Origin of the sequence: Marinobacter alexandrii (genome assembly GCF_005871205.1) — a bacterium.
GTDB lineage: Bacteria > Pseudomonadota > Gammaproteobacteria > Pseudomonadales > Oleiphilaceae > Marinobacter > Marinobacter alexandrii.
In genome coordinates this window covers 322762-341024 of sequence record NZ_SWKM01000011.1, presented here as the reverse complement: position 1 = coordinate 341024, position 18263 = coordinate 322762, and the positions used below count along the sequence as shown (strand labels likewise).

Sequence of the window (18263 nt, the reverse complement as noted above, 5' to 3'; positions counted from 1 at the left end):
GTCGGTTGTCATCCAGGCTGTGATCTTACCCGATGCTCAGCGAGTTACCATGGTCTGGGCACTCTTGACCAGGTCGTCCGAACTTCCCGGGCGCTCCGGTTTGTGAATACCGGCCGCACAACCGGGGCGCTCATAGAGCTCGTTGACCCAACGCATCAGATGCTCCAGCCCCTCCACCGAAGCGCCGGACCAGTTATGGGTACGCACCCAGGCCCAGTTGGCAAAATCGGCAATGGTGATCTCGTCGCCGGCCAGGTAGTGGGATTGTTCCAGGCGGGTATTCAGCACTTCAAACAAACGCCGGCACTCGTGCTGGTAGCGATCAATGGCTGACTGGATCTTCTCCGGAAAATAGCGGTAAAACACATTGGCCTGGCCCATCATCGGCCCTACTCCGCCCATCTGGAACATCAGCCATTGGAGAGCCCGTGAACGCACTTTTGGGTCGGCGGGGTAGAACTGGCCGTACTTTTCGGCCAGGTAAATCATGATCGCACCGGACTCGAACACTACGAAATCGTCGTTGTCGCGATCGACGATGACCGGGATGCGGCCATTGGGGTTCATCGTCAGAAATTCCGGCGTTTTCTGTGCACCCTTGGACAGGTCGACCGGGATCAGGTTGTACTCAACCCCCATCTCTTCCAGCAATACAGACACTTTGTGGCCGTTGGGGGTCGGCGATGTATAGAGATCAATCAAGGCATTCTCCTGATGTGAGTGGACGGAGCTGTGGCATCAAAAGCCGCGCGTTACGCCTGGGCTGATGGCCGCGCCTTGATGCGCTCGAACCAGGCCTGGAGATTGGTTTGCTCCGGCTTGATGCGAATATTGATCACCCGGGCAAAGGCAATGGTGGTGAAGGCGTTGATGTCAGCCGCGGTGAAGCGATCGAGGCAGATGTACTCCTTGCCCTCAAGCTGCTTGTTCAGGAAATGCAGGAATTTCTCAACCTGCTGGCCGCACTCCTCACCCCACTCCTTGATCGGATTCATGCGATCCTTGAAGTAGCCGCTGGTGTGCTGAAAACACATGCCGGTAGGCATGAAGAAAAACAGCTCGATCCACCGCATCCACTGCTCCAGCTGCGCCTTCTCCAACGGAGTATCACCCAGCAGGCTTGGGGTGTCCGGATAACTTTCCTCGAAGTAGCGGCAGATGGCCATGGTTTCGGCAATGCAGGTGCCATCGTCCAGTTCCATCACCGGCACTTTTTTCATCGGATTCTTGGCGACGTATTCCGGTGTCAGGTTCTCGCCTTTCTGCAGGTCAATCTCGACAAACTCTGCCTTATCGAGCAAGCCCTTCTCGGCCATGAACATGCGTACACGGCGGGGATTGGGGGCGGTTTTGGTTTCAAAGATTTTCATTGTTGTTGGCTCCGTTCCGGACGGTTTTCGGTTAACTGCCACCGGCAGACAAACGCTGAGCCTGCCCCGAACAGAGAGTTGCGTCAAGCAACCAATCCTAGCGAGACAGCCACGCCATCAGCTGTCGAATGATCCAGTCCGGATCGTCAATGATCAGATCGTGGCCCGCGTCCGGGTGCAGCTTCAGTGTCCACTGCCAGCGCTGTTCCAGGGCCGCACTGCATTTCCAATGCACCAGCCGATCCCCCCTGCTGGCCAACAGCAGCGCCTCGGGCATGGGTCGTTTTGACGTTGGCTTGAACCGGGCCGCGGCGGCAATCTGTCGGCCGGCGTTATGGAAACCGACCGGGCGCTGGCGCTGGATGCGATACCACTGCTTGACCAATTCCAGGGGCGGTACGCGATTGGACGTTAATCGCAGCAAGTCGCGCTCACGGTCGAACAGTTCGCGTCGGGCCAGCAACCGGACCAGTTTAGGCCAGGCACCGGGCCGCAGGCGTTGCCAGAACGGGCTGAAGCCGGAGCTGGTGTTGATCAGCACCAGATGCTGGATTTCACCCTCCGGGGCGTGCTGCGCCCAATCCAGAGCTACCATGCCGCCCATAGACAACGCCATGACACTGAAGGGCTTGGGGATGTGAGCGATCTGCCGCCGTACCGCCTCACGAATGCCAACAATGGTGTCTGGGCTGGATTCGCGAAAATGGACACCGGTACCCGGTAAGTCGACCAGATGAAAACGGTGTTCCGGAAATACCAACTGCAGGCGCTGTGGAAATTCACCCCAATGGGCCTGCTCACGGGTTAAACCCCGCAACAGAATCCAGTCCATGCTATTGAGCGTCCCGATACCAGTGCATGATCGCCGCTTCTCTCAGCATGGACTCCTGTTCCCGGGCCGGCAACCAGTTTTCGTGGCCGGCGGCGGCGCTCAACAGGAAATCCATCCAGGCAAGATGGGTTCGAAGCACCCGTTTGTGTCGATGCGGCGCCAGGGGATTGAACAGGCCGTCCAGCCGTAGCAACTGCCGAGGCCGTTTACGGACCCAGCGCCAGGAGCCCATTTCCAGGGTGAGTGGCAAGAACACTCCGTCGCTGGTGCGATTCACCTGTTTGTAAAAATAATCCCAAAGATCCCCGTGGGTCAGGTAGTGGCGGGACTGCGGCTCGAACTGGTAATCATGGTTCGGATATGCCTGCTCCCAGATCAGCTTAAGCGCCATGACCGAGGCGATGCGCCGCATCGGGCGCCGACGGTAGGCGTAGGGAAACCAGATTTGGTCCTTCCAGCCAAAGCCGGAATGGCAATCCAGGGCCACACTGAACGGTCGGCCAGGAATCACATCATTGATCACCGACTCCAGCGCCAGATTCTCCCGCTCCATACCCTGTTCGGGGTCCCCAATGTACCAGGGAAGTTTCGTGGATAGCCGCTGACCTCCGAGCATGAAAGCGCTGCGTTCCTGGGCCACAATAGGCGCATTACGCATCAGATCCACACCACCCGGGTTGCTGCGCTGATTCAGGAACATGCCACCGGGATTGAGAATGGGCAGGATGGTCACCCGCACGATTTGCAGCAACTGTCGCAAACTGTCATCCCAGCGTAGCCGGGCCAGCACTGACTCCAGCCATGCCATGACCACCTGACTGCCAATGCGCTCCAATCCATGTACTCCGCCGACCAGCACCAACGACGGCGCGTCTGGTCGCTCGGAGCCCAGATCCACCCGATAGATGGGCAACGACATCTCGGCAACCGGTATGCGATCCAGAACCCGAGTGGTCACCGACGTCGGAGCCTCCGCCAGCAGGCGCTCCAACTGTACCATTTCTGGTAGGAATGACCGCAGCAAACGACGCTGGCGGCTGTCCCGGGTGGCTTGCTCCGCCGCGATGGCGGTGTGCGGTGTCAGTGCCCGTAATTCTGTCATGATGCGCTCCCCCAAACGGACGGAGTCTAATCAGAAAATGCTACAAAGCTTTGACAGGAGCCGGCGCTTTCATCGGGGAATACGTATTTAAAATGGGCACATATTAAGATTCAAACTTGTATCCTTGCTCAAGATCTTTATCCTGAACGGTATGTAATGTCCGAGACCTCCTGATTTTGCTTGCTAGAACCAAGATCAAAAATATCGCCCCCGCTCCGATCCGTTACGGCCCACGAACCGTAATTCGTGAACTATCCTTAATGTTTAAGCAACTAATCAGCCAACCCTGATAAGGAGAAATGACTATGCGCAAGATTATGTCTGCTGCGCTGATGTGTGCAGCCGCCGCCCCGGCGTTTGCCCAGGCCAACGAATGTGGCCAAGTGTCCATTACCGAAATGAACTGGGCTTCTGCCTCTGTGGTCACCAACGTCGCCAAGTTCGTGATGGAACAGGGCTACGGCTGCGAAGTGGCGGTTGTACCCTCCGACACCGTTCCCGCGATCACCTCAGTTGCTGAAAATGGCGAGCCGGACATTGTGACTGAGCTTTGGGTTAACTCTACCGGCGAAGTTTTCAACCGGCTGGAAAAAGAAGGCAAGATCGTCCGGCTCGGTGAAGTACTGTCGCCAGGCGGCGTGGAAGGCTGGTGGCTACCAACCTACGTGGTGGAAGCACATCCGGAACTGAAAACCATCGAGGGCATCATGGCCAACCCAGAGTTGGTTGAAGCCCGCTTCAACAACTGCCCGGACGGCTGGGGCTGCCGAATCGTCAACGACAACCTGGTCCGCGCCCTGGATCTTGAAGCTTCCGGCATTGACGTCTTCAACCACGGTTCTGGTGAGACTCTGGCCTCGTCCATGGCCTCAGCCGTTCAGAACGAAGAACCCTGGTTTGGTTACTACTGGGGCCCGACCGTGCCGCTCGGAAAATTCGACATGACACGCGTAGATCTTGGCGAATACGATGAAGCCGCCCACTCGGCCAATCAAAATCAGGATAATGATAACCCGCAAGTTTCCGACTTCCCGGCGGCACCGGTACTGACCGCAGTCACCACCAGCTTCCAGGAGCGCGAACCGGAAGTTGCCGAGATGCTGAGCAAAATGACCTTCAAGACCGCAACCATGAGCCAGGTGCTGGCCTGGAAGAGCGACAATAACGCCTCTGCCGAAGAAGCAGCGGTGTACTTCCTGAGCAACAACACCGACACCTGGAAAGACTGGCTGAACGATTCAGCCCGCCAGCGCCTTTCGGCGATCCTCGGCGAGTAACGCTTTCCATCTCAGGCAGGGCCCGCACCGGCCCTGCCTGCTTTCCATTCACTTACCCGATGTCCGTTAACCTGGCGGAGATACGCGCAGGAACCTGACGAATCATGGCTACTTACGACGCTGTTTTTACTTCACTCGGTCTGGAAGACTGGTGCACCGAGGGCAAGAGTGACGCCCCCATGTCCATGGCACAGCTGCTGTCAAAAGCCAAAGGCGGGGAACCCACCGAAACCTCTTTGTGGGACCTTCCCTTTCCTTCCATGGATGCCCTGAACAAAGCCTGCCCGGCTTTCCCTCAATCCCGGGAACTGACCAAAGGCCTGGAAGAAGGCTTCCTGGCCGTCAAGGACAGCATGAGTGTGGTCCTTGACCCCATCACGCAACCCCTAAGCTGGGCCCTGGATGGCACCCTGTACGCCATGCTCAGCGCACCCTGGTGGATCGTCATTCCACTGTTGCTGGCGGTAGTGTTCGTGGTGAGTAAATCCTGGAAACTGGTGGGTTTTGTGGCCGCCAGCTTTGTCACCCTGGCATTCATCGACTATTACACCTACGCCATGCAGACTCTGGCGATTATCTTTGTCTGTGCGTTTCTCTGTGTCCTGCTAGGGGTGCCCATTGGCATTGCCATGTCCCGAAGCGACATGATGCAACGCATGACCATCCCGGTACTGGACATGCTGCAAACGCTGCCACCGTTCGTGTATCTGATCCCGCTGATCTTCCTGTTCAGTGTGACTGAATCCAAACTGTACGGCATTGCCATCATCCTGTACGCCATCGTTCCAGTCATCCGGTTGACCAACCTCGGCATCCGGCTGGTGGACAAAGATGTGATTGAGGCCGCCGACGCCTTCGGCATGACGCCTCGACAGAAGCTGTTCAAGGTCCAGATCCCGCTCGCGCTCCCCAACATCATGGCGGGTGTAAACCAGACCATCATGATGAGCCTGGCCATGGTCGTGATTGCCTCCCTGGTGTCAGCGCCGGGCCTGGGTGTTCTGGTATTGCGCGGCATCCGAAACCTGGAGCTGGGCGTTGGTCTGGTATCCGGCCTCGGCATCGTGATTCTGGCCGTGATCCTGGACCGGGTCACCAAAGCTTCTCTGGCACGCATCAATGCCTCCCAAAAGCACTGAGGACAGAGACGTGGAAAAAGACATCAAGATTTCCATCAAGCACCTGTACAAGATCTTTGGCCCGACACCGGATGTCGGGCTGGAATACGTTCGCCGCGGTATGAATAAGTCCGACCTGTTGGAAAAGCAGAACCACGTACTGGGCCTGCGTGACATCAACGTCGATATGCGCGATGGCGAAATCACCGTGATCATGGGGTTGTCCGGCTCCGGCAAATCGACGCTGATCCGGCATCTCAACCGCCTGATTGAACCAACCGCAGGCGAAATTCGCTTTGGCGATGAAGACGTCATGCAGTACGACGAAACCCAGCTGCGCAAGCTTCGGCGTGAGCGGATGTCGATGGTGTTCCAGAAATTCGCCCTGCTCCCGCACCGAACGGTACTGGACAATGCGGGCATGGCCATGGACGTGCGCGGCAAGAAAACCGAAGACTACGAGGCGGAAGCCCGAAAGTGGCTCGCCCGGGTTGGCCTGGAAGGCAACGAAAACCAGTATCCGCACCAGTTGTCCGGCGGCATGCAGCAGCGCGTGGGCATAGCCCGCGCGCTGGTCTCCAACGCCCCAGTCATGCTGATGGACGAAGCCTTCTCGGCGCTGGATCCGCTGATTCGCTCCGATATGCAGGACCTGCTACTGGAACTTCAGGAAGAGCTGAAGAAGACCATTGTCTTCATCACCCACGACCTGGACGAGGCGCTGAAACTGGCCGACCATCTGGTCATCCTGAAAGACGGCGAGGTGATCCAGCAGGGCGATCCCCAGGATATCCTGCTGAACCCGAATGACCCCTACATCATCGATTTCATCAGTGACATCAACCGGGCCCGGGTACTCCGGGTTCGCTCGATCATGACCCAGCCAGACCGGGACGATATCGAGTACGCGGGCGACATCACGGAAAAGGACAACCTGGAGACAGTGCTGTCCCGCTCCAAGGGTGACACCTCCCTGACCTTCCGGGTTGTGCGAGACGGCCAACAGGTCGGCGCCCTGACCATGAAGGACCTGACTCGGGCACTGGTCCCCACTGAAGCCTCCAGCGAAAGGGACAACCGGGCCAATTAAGACCCATCAGAATACAAAGCTCTCAGTACCGTCTATGCTTGAGACTAAGCCGTATTGACGGCACCTTGGTCAATAAACGATGCTGAGAGCCTTGCTCCTGATTTGCTTCACCTGCCTGACAGCCTGCTCGCCGCCAGAAGACTCACCCCCTGTTGCAGCACAAACCGCCGTCGTTGAAGTCTCTGCAACTACCGAAAACCGGAAGCCTGACGAACAACGCACGATCACGATTGCCGCCGATCCCTGGTGTCCGCATAACTGCACGGCAGGCGCCCAACGCGAGGGGTATATGATCGAGATCGCGAGGGAGGCGTTCGCCCTGGCCCGCCTGGAAGTGGAGTACATTAATGTGAGTTGGGCGCGGGCACTGGAGCTGGCCGACGAAGGCTATATTGATGCTGTCGTCGGTGCCTTCACCCGGGATTCAACGGGTTTCGTGTATCCCGAAGAAGCCATCGGCTACGCGCGCACCGCTCTTTTTACCCACATTGAAAGTGATTGGACTTACCAAGGCATAGAATCGCTGCGCCAGCAAACCCTGGTGACGATCAATGGCTACTCCTACTCATCGGAGCTTGATGCCTACATCGACAAGCACAAGGATAACCCAGAACGAGTCTGGATTTTATCTGGCCCGTCGCCGCTAGACCGGGCCATAGAAATGCTGGAGCACGACCGGTCAGACGTTCTCCCTGAAGACCTCGACGTGATGCAATGGACCCTCAGGCAACTGGGCAAGCAGGACAGTTTGCGCATGGTGGCCAAGCTGGAACGCTTACCAGTCTACGTTGCCTTTTCGGAGGTCCACCCCCAATCTGAGGAGCTCGCTACCCTGTTAACCGAGGGCGTTCGCAAGCTCAGGCAAAGCGGGCGTCTCGATGAGATCCTGGCGCGTTATAACGTGTCATGGTCCGACTGAAAAGCCGACAGTAACCCAGCCTCTGAGGTGAACAGCAGAAGCTCGCCATGGGGCCCGATCCGGACCTTCGATGCCTGCTCCAAGGCCTCAATGAAACGGGCTTCCTGGGCCATCAGTGCGGGTGCGCAGGCCATTCGTGTCATCGCCAGCTCACTGACATCGATACCGCCTTCATCGGTCAGCTGGTAGCGGCCGGTGTAGCGATTGCACGAAGCCTGGCCGGCAATCCGGTTGTCATCCATGAACCGCAGGGTCAGCCGTGACCGATCGATAATCCCTTCGGCAGCCAGATCCTCCACCACCCATTCGGCACCCCGAATCAGGCGCAGCGGATTACCGCCGCAGCCCTGGTAACTCTGGCCATTGATGGTGAGCCGGACCTGATTCGGATACTGGGCTCCGGTTACCGGGTCCTGGCATAGTTGATTCGCCACCGTCAGTGTCGACCGGGTACCACTGGCTTCGGCCACGAACTCCCGCCCGTGACGGTTGGCGGTAACCAACTCACTCGGCAGCCTGAGCGACTGTTGATCTTCGTAAGGCGGACTCAGGACCAGCTCTGCACTCGACACATGGGCCTGCCAAATCGGGTCACTGCCCTGGGCGGTGAAGGGCCGCTCCAGCGCACCCGGCGGCAGGCAATCGGGAAAGGTTTCGCCGCGAATGGTCAGCTCGGCCTGCTCGCCCTGTCGCCGGAACCGGGTGGTGGTATCGCCCGGGGCCACGAATAGGGTTTCAGAGGAGCTGGCGTCAGGCTTCAGGAGTATGCGTTTGTCCCGGTAATCAATGCCCAGAAGCCGGCGATCCGGATCGGCGGTGACACGAATGTGCAACTGCCCGCAGGCGTACTGGCTGACAACGGCAGGTTCTTTGGATTCGGTGTTCGACGGCGCGGAGGTGCAGGCCGAAACCAACAGGCCGGCGGTGGCGACGACAGGCACTAGCCGTGCATGGCGTGGATACATGGTCAACGTCCTTTGTTTCTGTGATCCTGGCGCGACAGTGTATGCCGCTGGCACCGCCATGACCACCGGCTGCCGCACACTCCTCTCCGCCAGCTTCTTCTGGCGGCGATTCAGGACTATGCTAGGCACCTACACCAAGGAGATATTTGATGGCTCTCAAGCTCTATCAGTTCGCCATTTCCCACTACTGCGAAAAGATCCGGTGGGCACTGGACTACAAAGGCCTCAACTACGAGGACGTGCCCCTGCTACCGGGACAGCACATCAAGACCGTCCAGCAACTCACCGGCGGCAAGTGCACCTCGGTTCCGGTGCTGGATCACGACGGTCATTGCACCCAGGGCTCGGCCCAGATTCTGGACTACCTCGACGAGACATTCCCGGAGCGCGCCCTCACCCCGGCCGACCCCGAGCAGCGGGAGCAGGCCCTGGCCTGGGAGCGACGCCTGGATGAGGAAGCCGGCCCGGCCGTGCGGTGCTACGCCTACCACCACTTCCTGCAACGCCCGAAAGTGGTGGTGCCGATGCTGGCCGCTGGCACCCCGCTCTACAACCGCATTCTGCTAAGCCTGGCGTTCAGCCGGGTCGATGAAACAATGCGCAAATGGATGAAAATAAACGAAAAAACTTCCGAGCAATCGCGCCAGGTCATGGAAACCCTGCTAACCGATCTGGCCGAAGCCTATCGCGCTAAGCCCTATCTGGTGGGAGACAGCTTTTCCCGGGCAGATCTGAGCGCAGCCGCCATTTTTGCGCCCATGTTCCAGCCCGCCGAGTACCCGGTGCCCTGGCCCAAGCCGGGCAAGATCCCAAAGGACATCAAAGCCTGGCTCGACCAGTGGCAGGACCAGCTCCAGCCGCTCTCGGAGCTTTACGAGCAGCACCGCAAGGCGAACTGAAATTGACCCTGTGATGTCGGAAATCGCTAGTGCGGGTGTCGGAAACCGACACCGCGCTGGCCCCGAAGCCATGCCAGAATAGAAGCAGATCAATAACAAAACTGGCAGGCCCGATATGAATCTGACTGACATGCTGCTGGCGGTGCTTGAGGACAGCGGACTCCGCCCCCTGTGGGACGCCGTTTCGCCCTGGCTCGCACTGGATGAACGCCAGCTCATTTTTGTCATCGCCACTCCGGTATTTATCGCGGTGGCGCTTTGGGAGTACCTTCGAATCCGTCATAACCCGGCTCTGATGGACACCCGGGAGGCGATCCGCAATTTTGCCTTGGGTGCAGGCTACCAGACCACCGAACTGTTGTTTGCCGGCATCATCGCATTTCCGGTGTTTGCCCTCTGCTACCACTACCGGTTGTTTGAGCTGGAACTTAACTGGCTGACCGCTTTTCTCACCTTTCTGGGTGTGGAATTCTGCTTTTACTGGATGCACCGGGCCAGCCATCGGATGCGCTGGTTCTGGGCTGCCCACGTCGTACACCATTCCTCCGAGCGGATGAATTTCTCCACCGCCATGCGCCAGAACGCCACCAACATCTTCAACGGCGTGTGGCTGTTTTACTTGCCACTGGCGCTGCTGGGCTTCAACCCGGTCTGGATCGGCATCGCCTACGCACTGTCGCTGGTGTATCAGTTCTTCATCCACACCACACTGATTGGCCGTCTGCCGCGCTGGATTGAGTGGGTCTTCAACACCCCCAGCCACCACCGGGTACACCACGGTCGCAACCCCGGCTACATTGATCGCAACTACGGCGGCGTCCTGATCATCTGGGATCGGCTGTTTGGCTCCTTCGTGGACGAAAATGCCCAGGATCCGCCTGAGTACGGCATCACCCGTCCAGTGCCGTCCAATAACCTGCTGGTGCTGTGGACCCACGAATACGTGGACCTGTTCCGCGACATGGCACGGCCCGGCGGATTATGGTCTCGACTCAGACACCTTTGGAAACCGCCGGAATGGGAACGCCCGGCATCGGACGATTCAGGGACAACCCATGCAAGAACACCCGTTCACACTGACCAGCCAGGATGAGCACAGCATCCGCGGTACCGTATTCCAGCCAGATGCGCCTAACTCCGTGCTGGTCATTGCCCATGGCATGGCCGAGCACGCCGGGCGTTACGTCGAGTTCGCCCGGTGGCTGAACGGTAGAAGTATCGCCGTCGTCACCTTCGATCATCGCGGACACGGCGCGGGCACGCCAGAACAGGACCGCGGACACTACAGCGACAGCCACGGCTGGGCCAAGGTCACCGACGACCTGCACCGGGTGCTTTGCCACAGCCGGGCTCTGTTTCCGGGGCTGCCGGTGTTATTGCTGGGTCATAGCATGGGCTCTTTCATTGCCCAGAGTTGCGCCCAGCAGCATCCGGACTCGCTCGACACGCTGATCCTGAGCGCCACCAACCGGATTCACCGGCCCCACCTGCTGGTGTCCCGGCTGATCATCGGCGGCCTGCGCAAACTCTTCGGCAGGCGGCACCTCAGTCCTATCATCGCCCAGATGACGTTTGGCAAGTTCAACCGCCTGTTCCGCCCCAACCGCACCGACTGCGATTGGTTAAGCCGGGACCGTGCCCAGGTGGATGCCTACGTCGCCGACCCGTTATGCGGCTTTCCCTGCAGCACCGGCCTGTGGCACGACTTTATCCGGGGCATGCTGACCATCAATCCCACACGGTGGCGAAAAGACCTGCCGGTGCACTTGTTTGCCGGCACCGACGATCCGGTTGGAGAAATGGGTAACGGCATTACCCGTCATTTCCAGGCCATCCGCGATGCTGGTGTTGAACGGGTCAGCCTGCGGCTGTTCGAGGGCGGTCGCCACGAGATGCTGAACGAGACTAATGGCGAGGAAGTTCGTGAATTCATTCTGTCCTTGTGCCCGGCACCGTGTCATCGGCATGATAAGGCCCTGACCGGGGCCGTTCACCCGGTGCCCAGCTGAACCAGAACCATCACCGGGGAGTTGGCGAGTGCCGCGCCTGATATCACTGTTGCCCGTGTTCGCTGCCCTGACCCTGATAACCACCAACGGGGCCAGCGCCGCCGACGTCCGGCTGGCGGTAGCCGCCAATTTTACCGACACCGCCCAGGAACTGATCCGGGTGTTCGCCGACACCAGCGGCCTGCAGGCGACCGCAAGCTATGGCTCCACCGGCAAGCTGTACGCGCAGATTCTCAATGGCGCTCCCTTCGACGTATTCCTGTCCGCCGACACTGAACGCACTGAGCGACTTGAGCGCACAGGCCAGGGCGTAGGCGGCAGCCGTTTTACCTACGCCCAGGGCCGACTCGTACTTTGGAGCCCAGAGCCGAGACTGCTTGATGCCCCGGAAGCCTGGCTGGCCTCGGATTCATTTGCCCGACTGGCCATCGCCAACCCGAAGACCGCGCCCTATGGCCAGGCGGCGCAACAGGTACTGACCCGGCTTGGACTCTGGGTACCCCTGCAGCGCCGGCTGGTCCGTGGCGACTCCATTGCCCAGACCTTCCAGTTTGTCGCCACGGCCAATGCCCAAGCCGGCTTTATCGCTTTCTCCCAGCTTCGCGCCTGGGACGGGGATGAGGGCTCGCGCTGGCTGATCCCGCCGGGCTACTATTCCCCTATCAATCAACAGGCTATCCTTCTGACCCACGGCGAGAAAAATGATGCCGCGCGCCAATGGCTGAGCTTCCTGCGCAGCGAGACCGCCCGGAGTATCATCGAACGCTATGGCTACACCACACCAAACTGAGCAGTAACCCGGTCAACACCATGGATGCATACTGGGAGCCTGTCTGGCTCACCCTGAAACTCGCCAGCTTGACGACAGCCCTGTTGCTGGTGATCGGAACGCCCATAGCCTGGTGGCTGGCCCAAAGCCGACACTGGCTGAGGCTGCCAGTGGCGGCCATCGTTGCCCTGCCACTGGTGCTGCCGCCTACCGTGCTTGGGTTCTATCTCCTGCTGCTGATGGGACCCGAGGGGCTGGTCGGACGCCTGACCGAACAGCTGGGACTGGGCCTGCTGCCCTTCACCTTCGAGGGGCTGGTGATTGCCTCCATGATCTATTCGTTGCCGTTCACCGTGCAGCCATTGCAGAACGCCTTTGTGACCGTCAATCAGCAGCTGCTGGAAGCCGCCGCGACACTCCGCGCCTCACCCCGGGACCAATTCTTTTCAGTGGTGATGCCGCTGGCCCGACCCGGCTTCCTGACCGCGGGCGTGCTGACCTTCGCCCACACCATCGGCGAATTCGGTGTGGTGTTGATGATTGGCGGCAACATTTCCGGTGAAACCAAGGTGCTGTCGGTGGCCGTCTACGATCACGTTGAGGCGCTGGAATACACCCAGGCCCACTGGCTGGCGGCAGGCATGGTCACCTTCTCCTTCGTGGTACTGGTCGCGCTTTACACCCTCAACGGCCGCCGCCCCTCGGGAGTCATGAAATGACCGCCCGCGGAATTCACGCTCGGGTCTGGTGCCGGTTCGAAGGCTTTACCCTGGACGTAGATCTGCAATTGCCTGGCACCGGACTCACCGCCCTGTTCGGTCACTCCGGTTGCGGCAAGACCACCCTGCTGCGGTGCGTGGCAGGGTTGCAGGCCTGGGAAGGGGGCCTGACCGTCAATGGTGACGCCTGGCAGACAGCCACCGAGATTCGGCCAGTGCACCAGCGGCCGCTGGCCTATGTGTTCCAGGAAACACGCCTGTTTCCGCATCTGTCTGTGCGCCGTAACCTGACCTACGGGTATCGGCGTATCCCCAAGGCCGAACGCGACATTGGCTTTGACCAGGCGGTGCAGTGGCTGGGACTGTCACCACTGCTGGACCGTATGCCAGCCAAGCTCTCCGGCGGCGAACGTCAGCGCGTGGCTATTGCCCGCGCCCTGCTGACAAGCCCGCGGCTGCTCCTGATGGATGAACCCCTGTCGGCGCTCGATCAGGGCAGCAAGCAGGAAATCCTGCCCTACCTGGAAGCACTCAGAGACAGACTCGCCATACCGATTCTCTACGTTTCCCACTCGGCTGCGGAAGTGGCCCGACTGGCCGACCACATTGTGATGATGGACCGGGGCCGCGTGGTGGCCGAAGGCCCGCTGCAGGAGACCCTGGCACGCACCGACCAGCCACTGGCCCTCGGCGATGACGCCGGCGTGGTGCTGGATGCGGTGATTGATCAGCGAGACGACCACTGGCACCTGTGCCGGGCTGAATTTCCGGGCGGGCACCTGTGGCTGCGCGCGGAAGACTGGCTGACCATTGGCGCGCCGGTACGCCTGCAGGTACTGGCCCGGGACGTCAGTATCGCCCTCGACCAGCACACCGACCAGAGTATCCAGAATCTGGTGCCAGCCATGGTTAATGACATTGCCCCGGAACTCAGCCCCGGAACCGCCATGGTTCGGCTGCTGGCAGGTCCCACGCCGTTTCTGGCACGCCTGACCAACCGGGCCATCCACACCCTGCCCCTGAGCGCCGGCCAATACGTCTGGATGCAGGTGAAATCCGTGGCCATTGTCGACTGAGTAGCAGCCAGGAGAAACGGTTCGCCGGGCAAAAAAAGACCGCCGAAATCAGCGGTCTTTTTTCTGGTGAATGACCGGAATGACGCGATCAGCGAGTCCCGTACACCACCATGGTTTTGCCCTTAACCCGCACCAGGCCCTGATCCTCCAGGGTTTTCAGAACCCGGCCCACCATCTCGCGGGAGCAGCCAACAATACGGCCGATTTCCTGCCGGGTGATCTTGATCTGCATGCCATCGGGATGAGTCATGGCATCCGGCTCCTTGCACAGATCCAGCAAGGTACGGGCAACCCGGCCGGTGACATCCAGGAACGCCAGGTCGCCGACCTTGCGAGTGGTCTGGCGCAGACGCGAGGCCATCTGTTCGCCAATAAAGTACAGCACACGGGGGTCCTGCTGGGCGATTTCCCGGAACTTGGTGTAGGAAATCTCCGCCACTTCGCACTCGGTTTTGGCCTTGACCCAGGCGCTGCGGGAATCCATGTTGTCGAACAGGCCCATCTCACCGAAAAAGTCACCGGCGTTCAGGTAGGCCATGATCATTTCCCGGCCGTCATCATCTTCGATGATGACCGTGACTGAACCTTTGACGATGTAAAACAGCGAATCACTCTTGTCGCCGGCATAAATGATGGTGCTCTTGGCCGGGTAACGGCGTCGATGGCACTGTGAAAGGAAATAATCGAGATGTTTGGTTTTCTGCTCAACCGGCTTGACGATAGTGGCCATAGTGCGAGTCGTGCCTCCTAAATACTGGCGGGTCCCAATGATTGTTATGCACCCAGCTTTCCCTGCGGGTTCGTCCTTTTTCATTCAAAAACACCGCAACTTATAGCAAGAAGGCCTGATTTGGGCAACCGGAAACGACACACAAGGTGAACCAGGTAACGGCTCGTTCGGCTGCCGCGAGGGGATGACTGTGCTAGCATCCTGCCAACGATTTTTTACAGAGCGCCGACGGTTTCGGCACCGATCAGACAGAAACGGAGAATCCCCCATGAAAGCAACCGTTGACTGGACTGGCAACGCCAGCTTCAAGGTCACCAGTGGCAGTGGCCACAGCGTGCAACTCGATGGCCCGCCCGATCACGGAGGTGAAAATCTGGGGCCGCGGCCCATGGAAATGCTGCTGATGGGACTGGGTGGCTGCTCCTCGTTCGATGTCATGAGCATCCTCAAGAAGAGTCGGCAGGAGGTCACCGCCTGTCATGCCGAGCTTGAAGCGGAGCGTGCCGATGCCGTGCCCGCGGTGTTCACCAAGATCCACCTGCACTTCGTTGTTACTGGACACAACCTGAAGGAAAACCAGGTCAAACGTGCGGTTAGTCTGTCCGCTGAGAAATACTGTTCGGCGTCCATCATGCTTGAGCAGGCCGGTGTTGAAATCAGTCACAGCCACGAAATTCGTGACGCCGGTTAGAGTCGGCGTCACTGCCGCTCTATCAGGCGCGCACCAGCACTGGAGCTCCCCGGCTGGCCCGCCACGCCACAGCGGCAATCACGGATATGGAAATGCCATGCCTGTACTATTCAACGTCACCCTCGGTGTGCATAATACGCACCCTCTCCGCCGGTCTGCGCAAAAGGTGAACAACCGGGTCAGTAGTCGGTGGCGGCCTCAGCAGTACGTGTAACGCACGTCTGCAGTCATTCATCTCCACGTTACGGAGGGGCTGAGCATGGAATCCAAACTCCAGCTGCACGGTTTCAACAACCTGACCAAATCCCTAAGCTTTAACATTTATGATATCTGTTATGCGCAGACCGAAGAACAGCGTGAGGCGTACATCGATTACATCGACGAGATGTACAACGCCGAGCGTCTGACCCAGATTCTGACCGATGTCGTTAAGATCATCGGCGCCAACGTGCTCAACATCGCACGTCAGGATTACGAGCCCCACGGCGCCTCGGTCACCATGCTGATTGCCGAGCACGAACTGACCAACGGCGAGGAGCCGGATAACGAGGAGTCGCCGGGACCGATGCCCGACACCATCGTCGCCCACCTGGACAAGAGTCACGTGACCGTGCACACCTATCCGGAGAGTCACCCCCACGACGGCGTCAGCACCTTCCGGGCCGACATCGACGTCTCCACCTGTGGTCTGATTTCACCGCTGAAGGTGTTGAACTACCTGATCCACAGCTTTGATTCCGACGTGGTGACCGTGGATTACCGGGTGCGCGGCTTTACCCGCGACGTGGACGGCACCAAGCATTACATCGACCACGACATCAACTCGATCCAGAACTATCTGACCGAGGACACTCAGGCCGCCTACCAGATGATCGACGTCAACGTGTACCAGGAAAACCTGTTCCACACCAAGATGATGTTGAAAAACTTCGAACTGGATAACTACGTGTTTGGCGTCAACGCCAGCGACCTCGGCCCAGGGGAAGCCCAGTCCATCGAGGACCGCCTGCGCAGGGAAATGCTGGAGATTTTCTACTCCCGCAACGTCGAGTAACGCCCTCCAGTGCGATCTAGTGCCCGCCCAATGGCGGGCACTAGCATTTAGTCAAAAATTCTGAACAAACCTTCCAAGATTCTCCGATTTCATCTTTGCCGCCAGCGCAGTTCAATACCTCCATCTTGTCGAAACACATTGGAGGCATCAAACATGAAAAACATCCTCGTCATCACCGCAAGCATCTTTGGTCAGGACGGCCAATCGTCCCAGCTGGTCAATCGCACTCTCGAGCAGTTGCGGGCCAGCCATGGCGATCTCAACATCCAGCAGCGCGACCTGGCGGCAGAGCCGGTCCCTCACCTGGACGCCGAACGCTTCGGCGCCTTTCTGACCGGCGCAGACGATCGCGATGGCCAGCAGCAGCGCGTGGTGGATTATTCGGATTCACTGATCAAAGAAGTGAAACAGGCCGACATCATCGTCATCGGTGTGCCGATGTACAACTTCGGTATCCCGTCGGTGCTCAAGGCTTACTTCGACCACATTGCACGGGCCGGCATCAGCTTCCGTTATACTGAGAACGGCCCAGTGGGCCTGCTGGAAGATCGACCGGTCTATATCCTGGCGGCACGCGGTGGCATTTACGCCGGCACCCCGAACGATTCACAGACCCCGTTCCTGCGCTCCTTCCTGGGCTTCCTGGGCCTGAAGGACCTGCACTTTGTGTACGCCGAAGGCCTGAACATGGGTGAGGACCACAAAGCCAACGCACTGCAGCAAGCCCGACGCAGTATCGAAACTCTGACAGCCTGATGACGGCGATTCAGTTCCCTTCTGGAAGGAGGCAATAATGAAAGATCGACCTCTCAAACAGGTGATCCCGGGCGCCGAAACATCCGACGGCGCCGGTGTTCGTATCAAGCGCTCGCTGGGACAGACGCCGGCGGTTCGGCTGGATCCATTTCTGATGCTGGACGAGTTTGGCTCGGCCGATGCGGCCGATTACATTGCCGGCTTTCCGTCCCACCCGCACCGTGGCTTCGAGACCGTGACCTACATGATTGAAGGCCACATGCTGCACCAGGACCACCTGGGTAATCGGGGCGAGTTACGCAACGGTGGCGTACAGTGGATGACTGCCGGGCGCGGCATCATCCATTCAGAAATGCCCCAGCAGGAAGAAGGCACCATGCGCGGGTTTCAGCTCTGGCTTAACCTGCCGGCGGCTGAAAAAATGATTGAAGCCGGCTATCACGATATACAGCCCGAACAGATCCCCACCATTGACGTCGACGGCTGCCAGATCAAGCTTATTGCCGGTACCCTGGCGCTGGGTGACACGGTGCATCGCGGTGTCGAAGGCAGCCGCAGTACCCAGCCCATCTATGCCGACCTGCACCTGGAGCCGGGCGGACAGGTTACCCTGCCGGTACCGGAAACCCACAACGGTCTGTTGTACCTGTACGAGGGTGAGGCCAGCCTTGGCGATGCCCAGCTACGCCTGAGCGCCGCCAACATCCTGGGTGACGGCGACCAGATCCGGGTGACCGCGGGCGCATCAGGAGCCCGGCTGCTGTTGATCGCGGGCAAACCCATTGGCGAGCCGGTAGTGCAATACGGCCCCTTTGTGATGAACACCAGTGAGGAAATCGAGCAAGCCCTGCGCGACTACCGGGATGGCAAACTGACGGTTTGAACCG

20 protein-coding genes are annotated in these 18263 nt (G+C 59.2%); 14 read left to right on the top strand and 6 right to left on the bottom strand.

Annotation, left to right across the window (positions count from 1 at the left end; genetic code table 11):
- Positions 1-36: 36 nt before the first annotated feature.
- From FCS96_RS01755 to FCS96_RS01740, 4 genes are all read right to left on the bottom strand, one after another.
- Positions 37-702 (bottom strand): glutathione S-transferase family protein, encoded by a 666-nt coding sequence (locus FCS96_RS01755; protein WP_138438520.1) that lies wholly within the window; start codon positions 700-702, stop codon positions 37-39.
- Between the two features lie 50 nt (positions 703-752).
- Complete coding sequence (locus tag FCS96_RS01750; RefSeq protein ID WP_138438519.1) at positions 753-1370, bottom strand: glutathione S-transferase family protein; 618 nt, start codon at positions 1368-1370, stop codon at positions 753-755.
- 97 nt (positions 1371-1467) lie between these two features.
- On the bottom strand, positions 1468-2202 hold the full coding sequence (locus FCS96_RS01745) for an alpha/beta fold hydrolase (protein ID WP_138438518.1): 735 nt from the start codon (positions 2200-2202) through the stop codon (positions 1468-1470).
- Position 2203: 1 nt separating this feature from the next.
- Entirely contained in the window at positions 2204-3304 is a 1101-nt protein-coding gene (locus FCS96_RS01740) for a M14 family zinc carboxypeptidase (RefSeq protein WP_138438517.1), read from the bottom strand.
- A 305-nt stretch (positions 3305-3609) separates the two neighbouring features.
- Here FCS96_RS01740 and FCS96_RS01735 point away from each other — a divergent pair, with 305 nt between their 5' ends.
- The 4 genes from FCS96_RS01735 (at position 3610) to FCS96_RS01720 (ending at position 7708) form a co-directional block, all read left to right on the top strand.
- Positions 3610-4581 carry an ABC transporter substrate-binding protein gene (locus FCS96_RS01735; RefSeq protein WP_138438516.1) on the top strand — a complete coding sequence of 324 codons (972 nt, stop codon included), beginning with the start codon at positions 3610-3612 and terminating at the stop codon, positions 4579-4581.
- Between the two features lie 104 nt (positions 4582-4685).
- Positions 4686-5720 (top strand): ABC transporter permease, encoded by a 1035-nt coding sequence (locus tag FCS96_RS01730; protein ID WP_138438515.1) that lies wholly within the window; start codon positions 4686-4688, stop codon positions 5718-5720.
- 10 nt (positions 5721-5730) lie between these two features.
- Positions 5731-6789 carry a quaternary amine ABC transporter ATP-binding protein gene (locus tag FCS96_RS01725; protein ID WP_138438514.1) on the top strand — a complete coding sequence of 353 codons (1059 nt, stop codon included), beginning with the start codon at positions 5731-5733 and terminating at the stop codon, positions 6787-6789.
- 289 nt (positions 6790-7078) lie between these two features.
- Positions 7079-7708: a substrate-binding periplasmic protein gene (locus FCS96_RS01720; RefSeq protein WP_266094452.1), complete on the top strand. Its 630-nt coding sequence runs from the start codon at positions 7079-7081 to the stop codon at positions 7706-7708.
- Here the strand turns inward: FCS96_RS01720 and FCS96_RS01715 are convergent.
- On the bottom strand, positions 7684-8673 hold the full coding sequence (locus FCS96_RS01715) for an META domain-containing protein (protein WP_138438512.1): 990 nt from the start codon (positions 8671-8673) through the stop codon (positions 7684-7686). The two genes, FCS96_RS01720 and FCS96_RS01715, sit on opposite strands and share 25 nt — an antisense overlap.
- Positions 8674-8822: 149 nt before the next feature.
- Between FCS96_RS01715 and FCS96_RS01710 the strand changes: the two genes are divergently transcribed.
- From FCS96_RS01710 to modC, 6 genes are all read left to right on the top strand, one after another.
- Complete coding sequence (locus FCS96_RS01710; RefSeq protein ID WP_138438511.1) at positions 8823-9572, top strand: glutathione S-transferase family protein; 750 nt, start codon at positions 8823-8825, stop codon at positions 9570-9572.
- A 115-nt stretch (positions 9573-9687) separates the two neighbouring features.
- The gene (locus FCS96_RS01705) at positions 9688-10665 is read left to right on the top strand and encodes a sterol desaturase family protein (protein ID WP_138438510.1); all 978 of its coding nucleotides are present in this window, start codon (positions 9688-9690) and stop codon (positions 10663-10665) included.
- A complete protein-coding gene (locus FCS96_RS01700) occupies positions 10628-11581 on the top strand; it encodes an alpha/beta hydrolase (protein WP_138438509.1) in 954 nt (317 codons plus the stop codon). Before FCS96_RS01705 ends, FCS96_RS01700 begins: the two co-directional genes overlap by 38 nt.
- A gap of 28 nt (positions 11582-11609) precedes the next feature.
- Positions 11610-12371, top strand: a complete 762-nt coding sequence (modA, locus tag FCS96_RS01695) for a molybdate ABC transporter substrate-binding protein (protein WP_138438508.1) — start codon at positions 11610-11612, stop codon at positions 12369-12371.
- Between the two features lie 20 nt (positions 12372-12391).
- Complete coding sequence (gene modB, locus FCS96_RS01690; protein ID WP_138438507.1) at positions 12392-13069, top strand: molybdate ABC transporter permease subunit; 678 nt, start codon at positions 12392-12394, stop codon at positions 13067-13069.
- The gene (modC, locus tag FCS96_RS01685; RefSeq protein WP_138438506.1) at positions 13066-14145 is read left to right on the top strand and encodes a molybdenum ABC transporter ATP-binding protein; all 1080 of its coding nucleotides are present in this window, start codon (positions 13066-13068) and stop codon (positions 14143-14145) included. Before modB ends, modC begins: the two co-directional genes overlap by 4 nt.
- 88 nt (positions 14146-14233) lie before the next feature.
- On the opposite strand, the gene crp is transcribed toward modC, so the two are convergent.
- On the bottom strand, positions 14234-14875 hold the full coding sequence (crp, locus tag FCS96_RS01680; protein WP_007153756.1) for a cAMP-activated global transcriptional regulator CRP: 642 nt from the start codon (positions 14873-14875) through the stop codon (positions 14234-14236).
- 268 nt (positions 14876-15143) lie between these two features.
- Between crp and FCS96_RS01675 the strand changes: the two genes are divergently transcribed.
- From FCS96_RS01675 to FCS96_RS01660, 4 genes are all read left to right on the top strand, one after another.
- On the top strand, positions 15144-15566 hold the full coding sequence (locus FCS96_RS01675; protein WP_138438505.1) for an OsmC family protein: 423 nt from the start codon (positions 15144-15146) through the stop codon (positions 15564-15566).
- 259 nt (positions 15567-15825) lie between these two features.
- Entirely contained in the window at positions 15826-16620 is a 795-nt protein-coding gene (speD, locus tag FCS96_RS01670) for an adenosylmethionine decarboxylase (protein WP_138438504.1), read from the top strand.
- 153 nt (positions 16621-16773) lie between these two features.
- A complete protein-coding gene (locus FCS96_RS01665; RefSeq protein ID WP_138438503.1) occupies positions 16774-17376 on the top strand; it encodes an FMN-dependent NADH-azoreductase in 603 nt (200 codons plus the stop codon).
- Between the two features lie 37 nt (positions 17377-17413).
- Positions 17414-18259, top strand: a complete 846-nt coding sequence (locus FCS96_RS01660; RefSeq protein ID WP_138438502.1) for a pirin family protein — start codon at positions 17414-17416, stop codon at positions 18257-18259.
- Positions 18260-18263 lie beyond the last annotated feature (4 nt).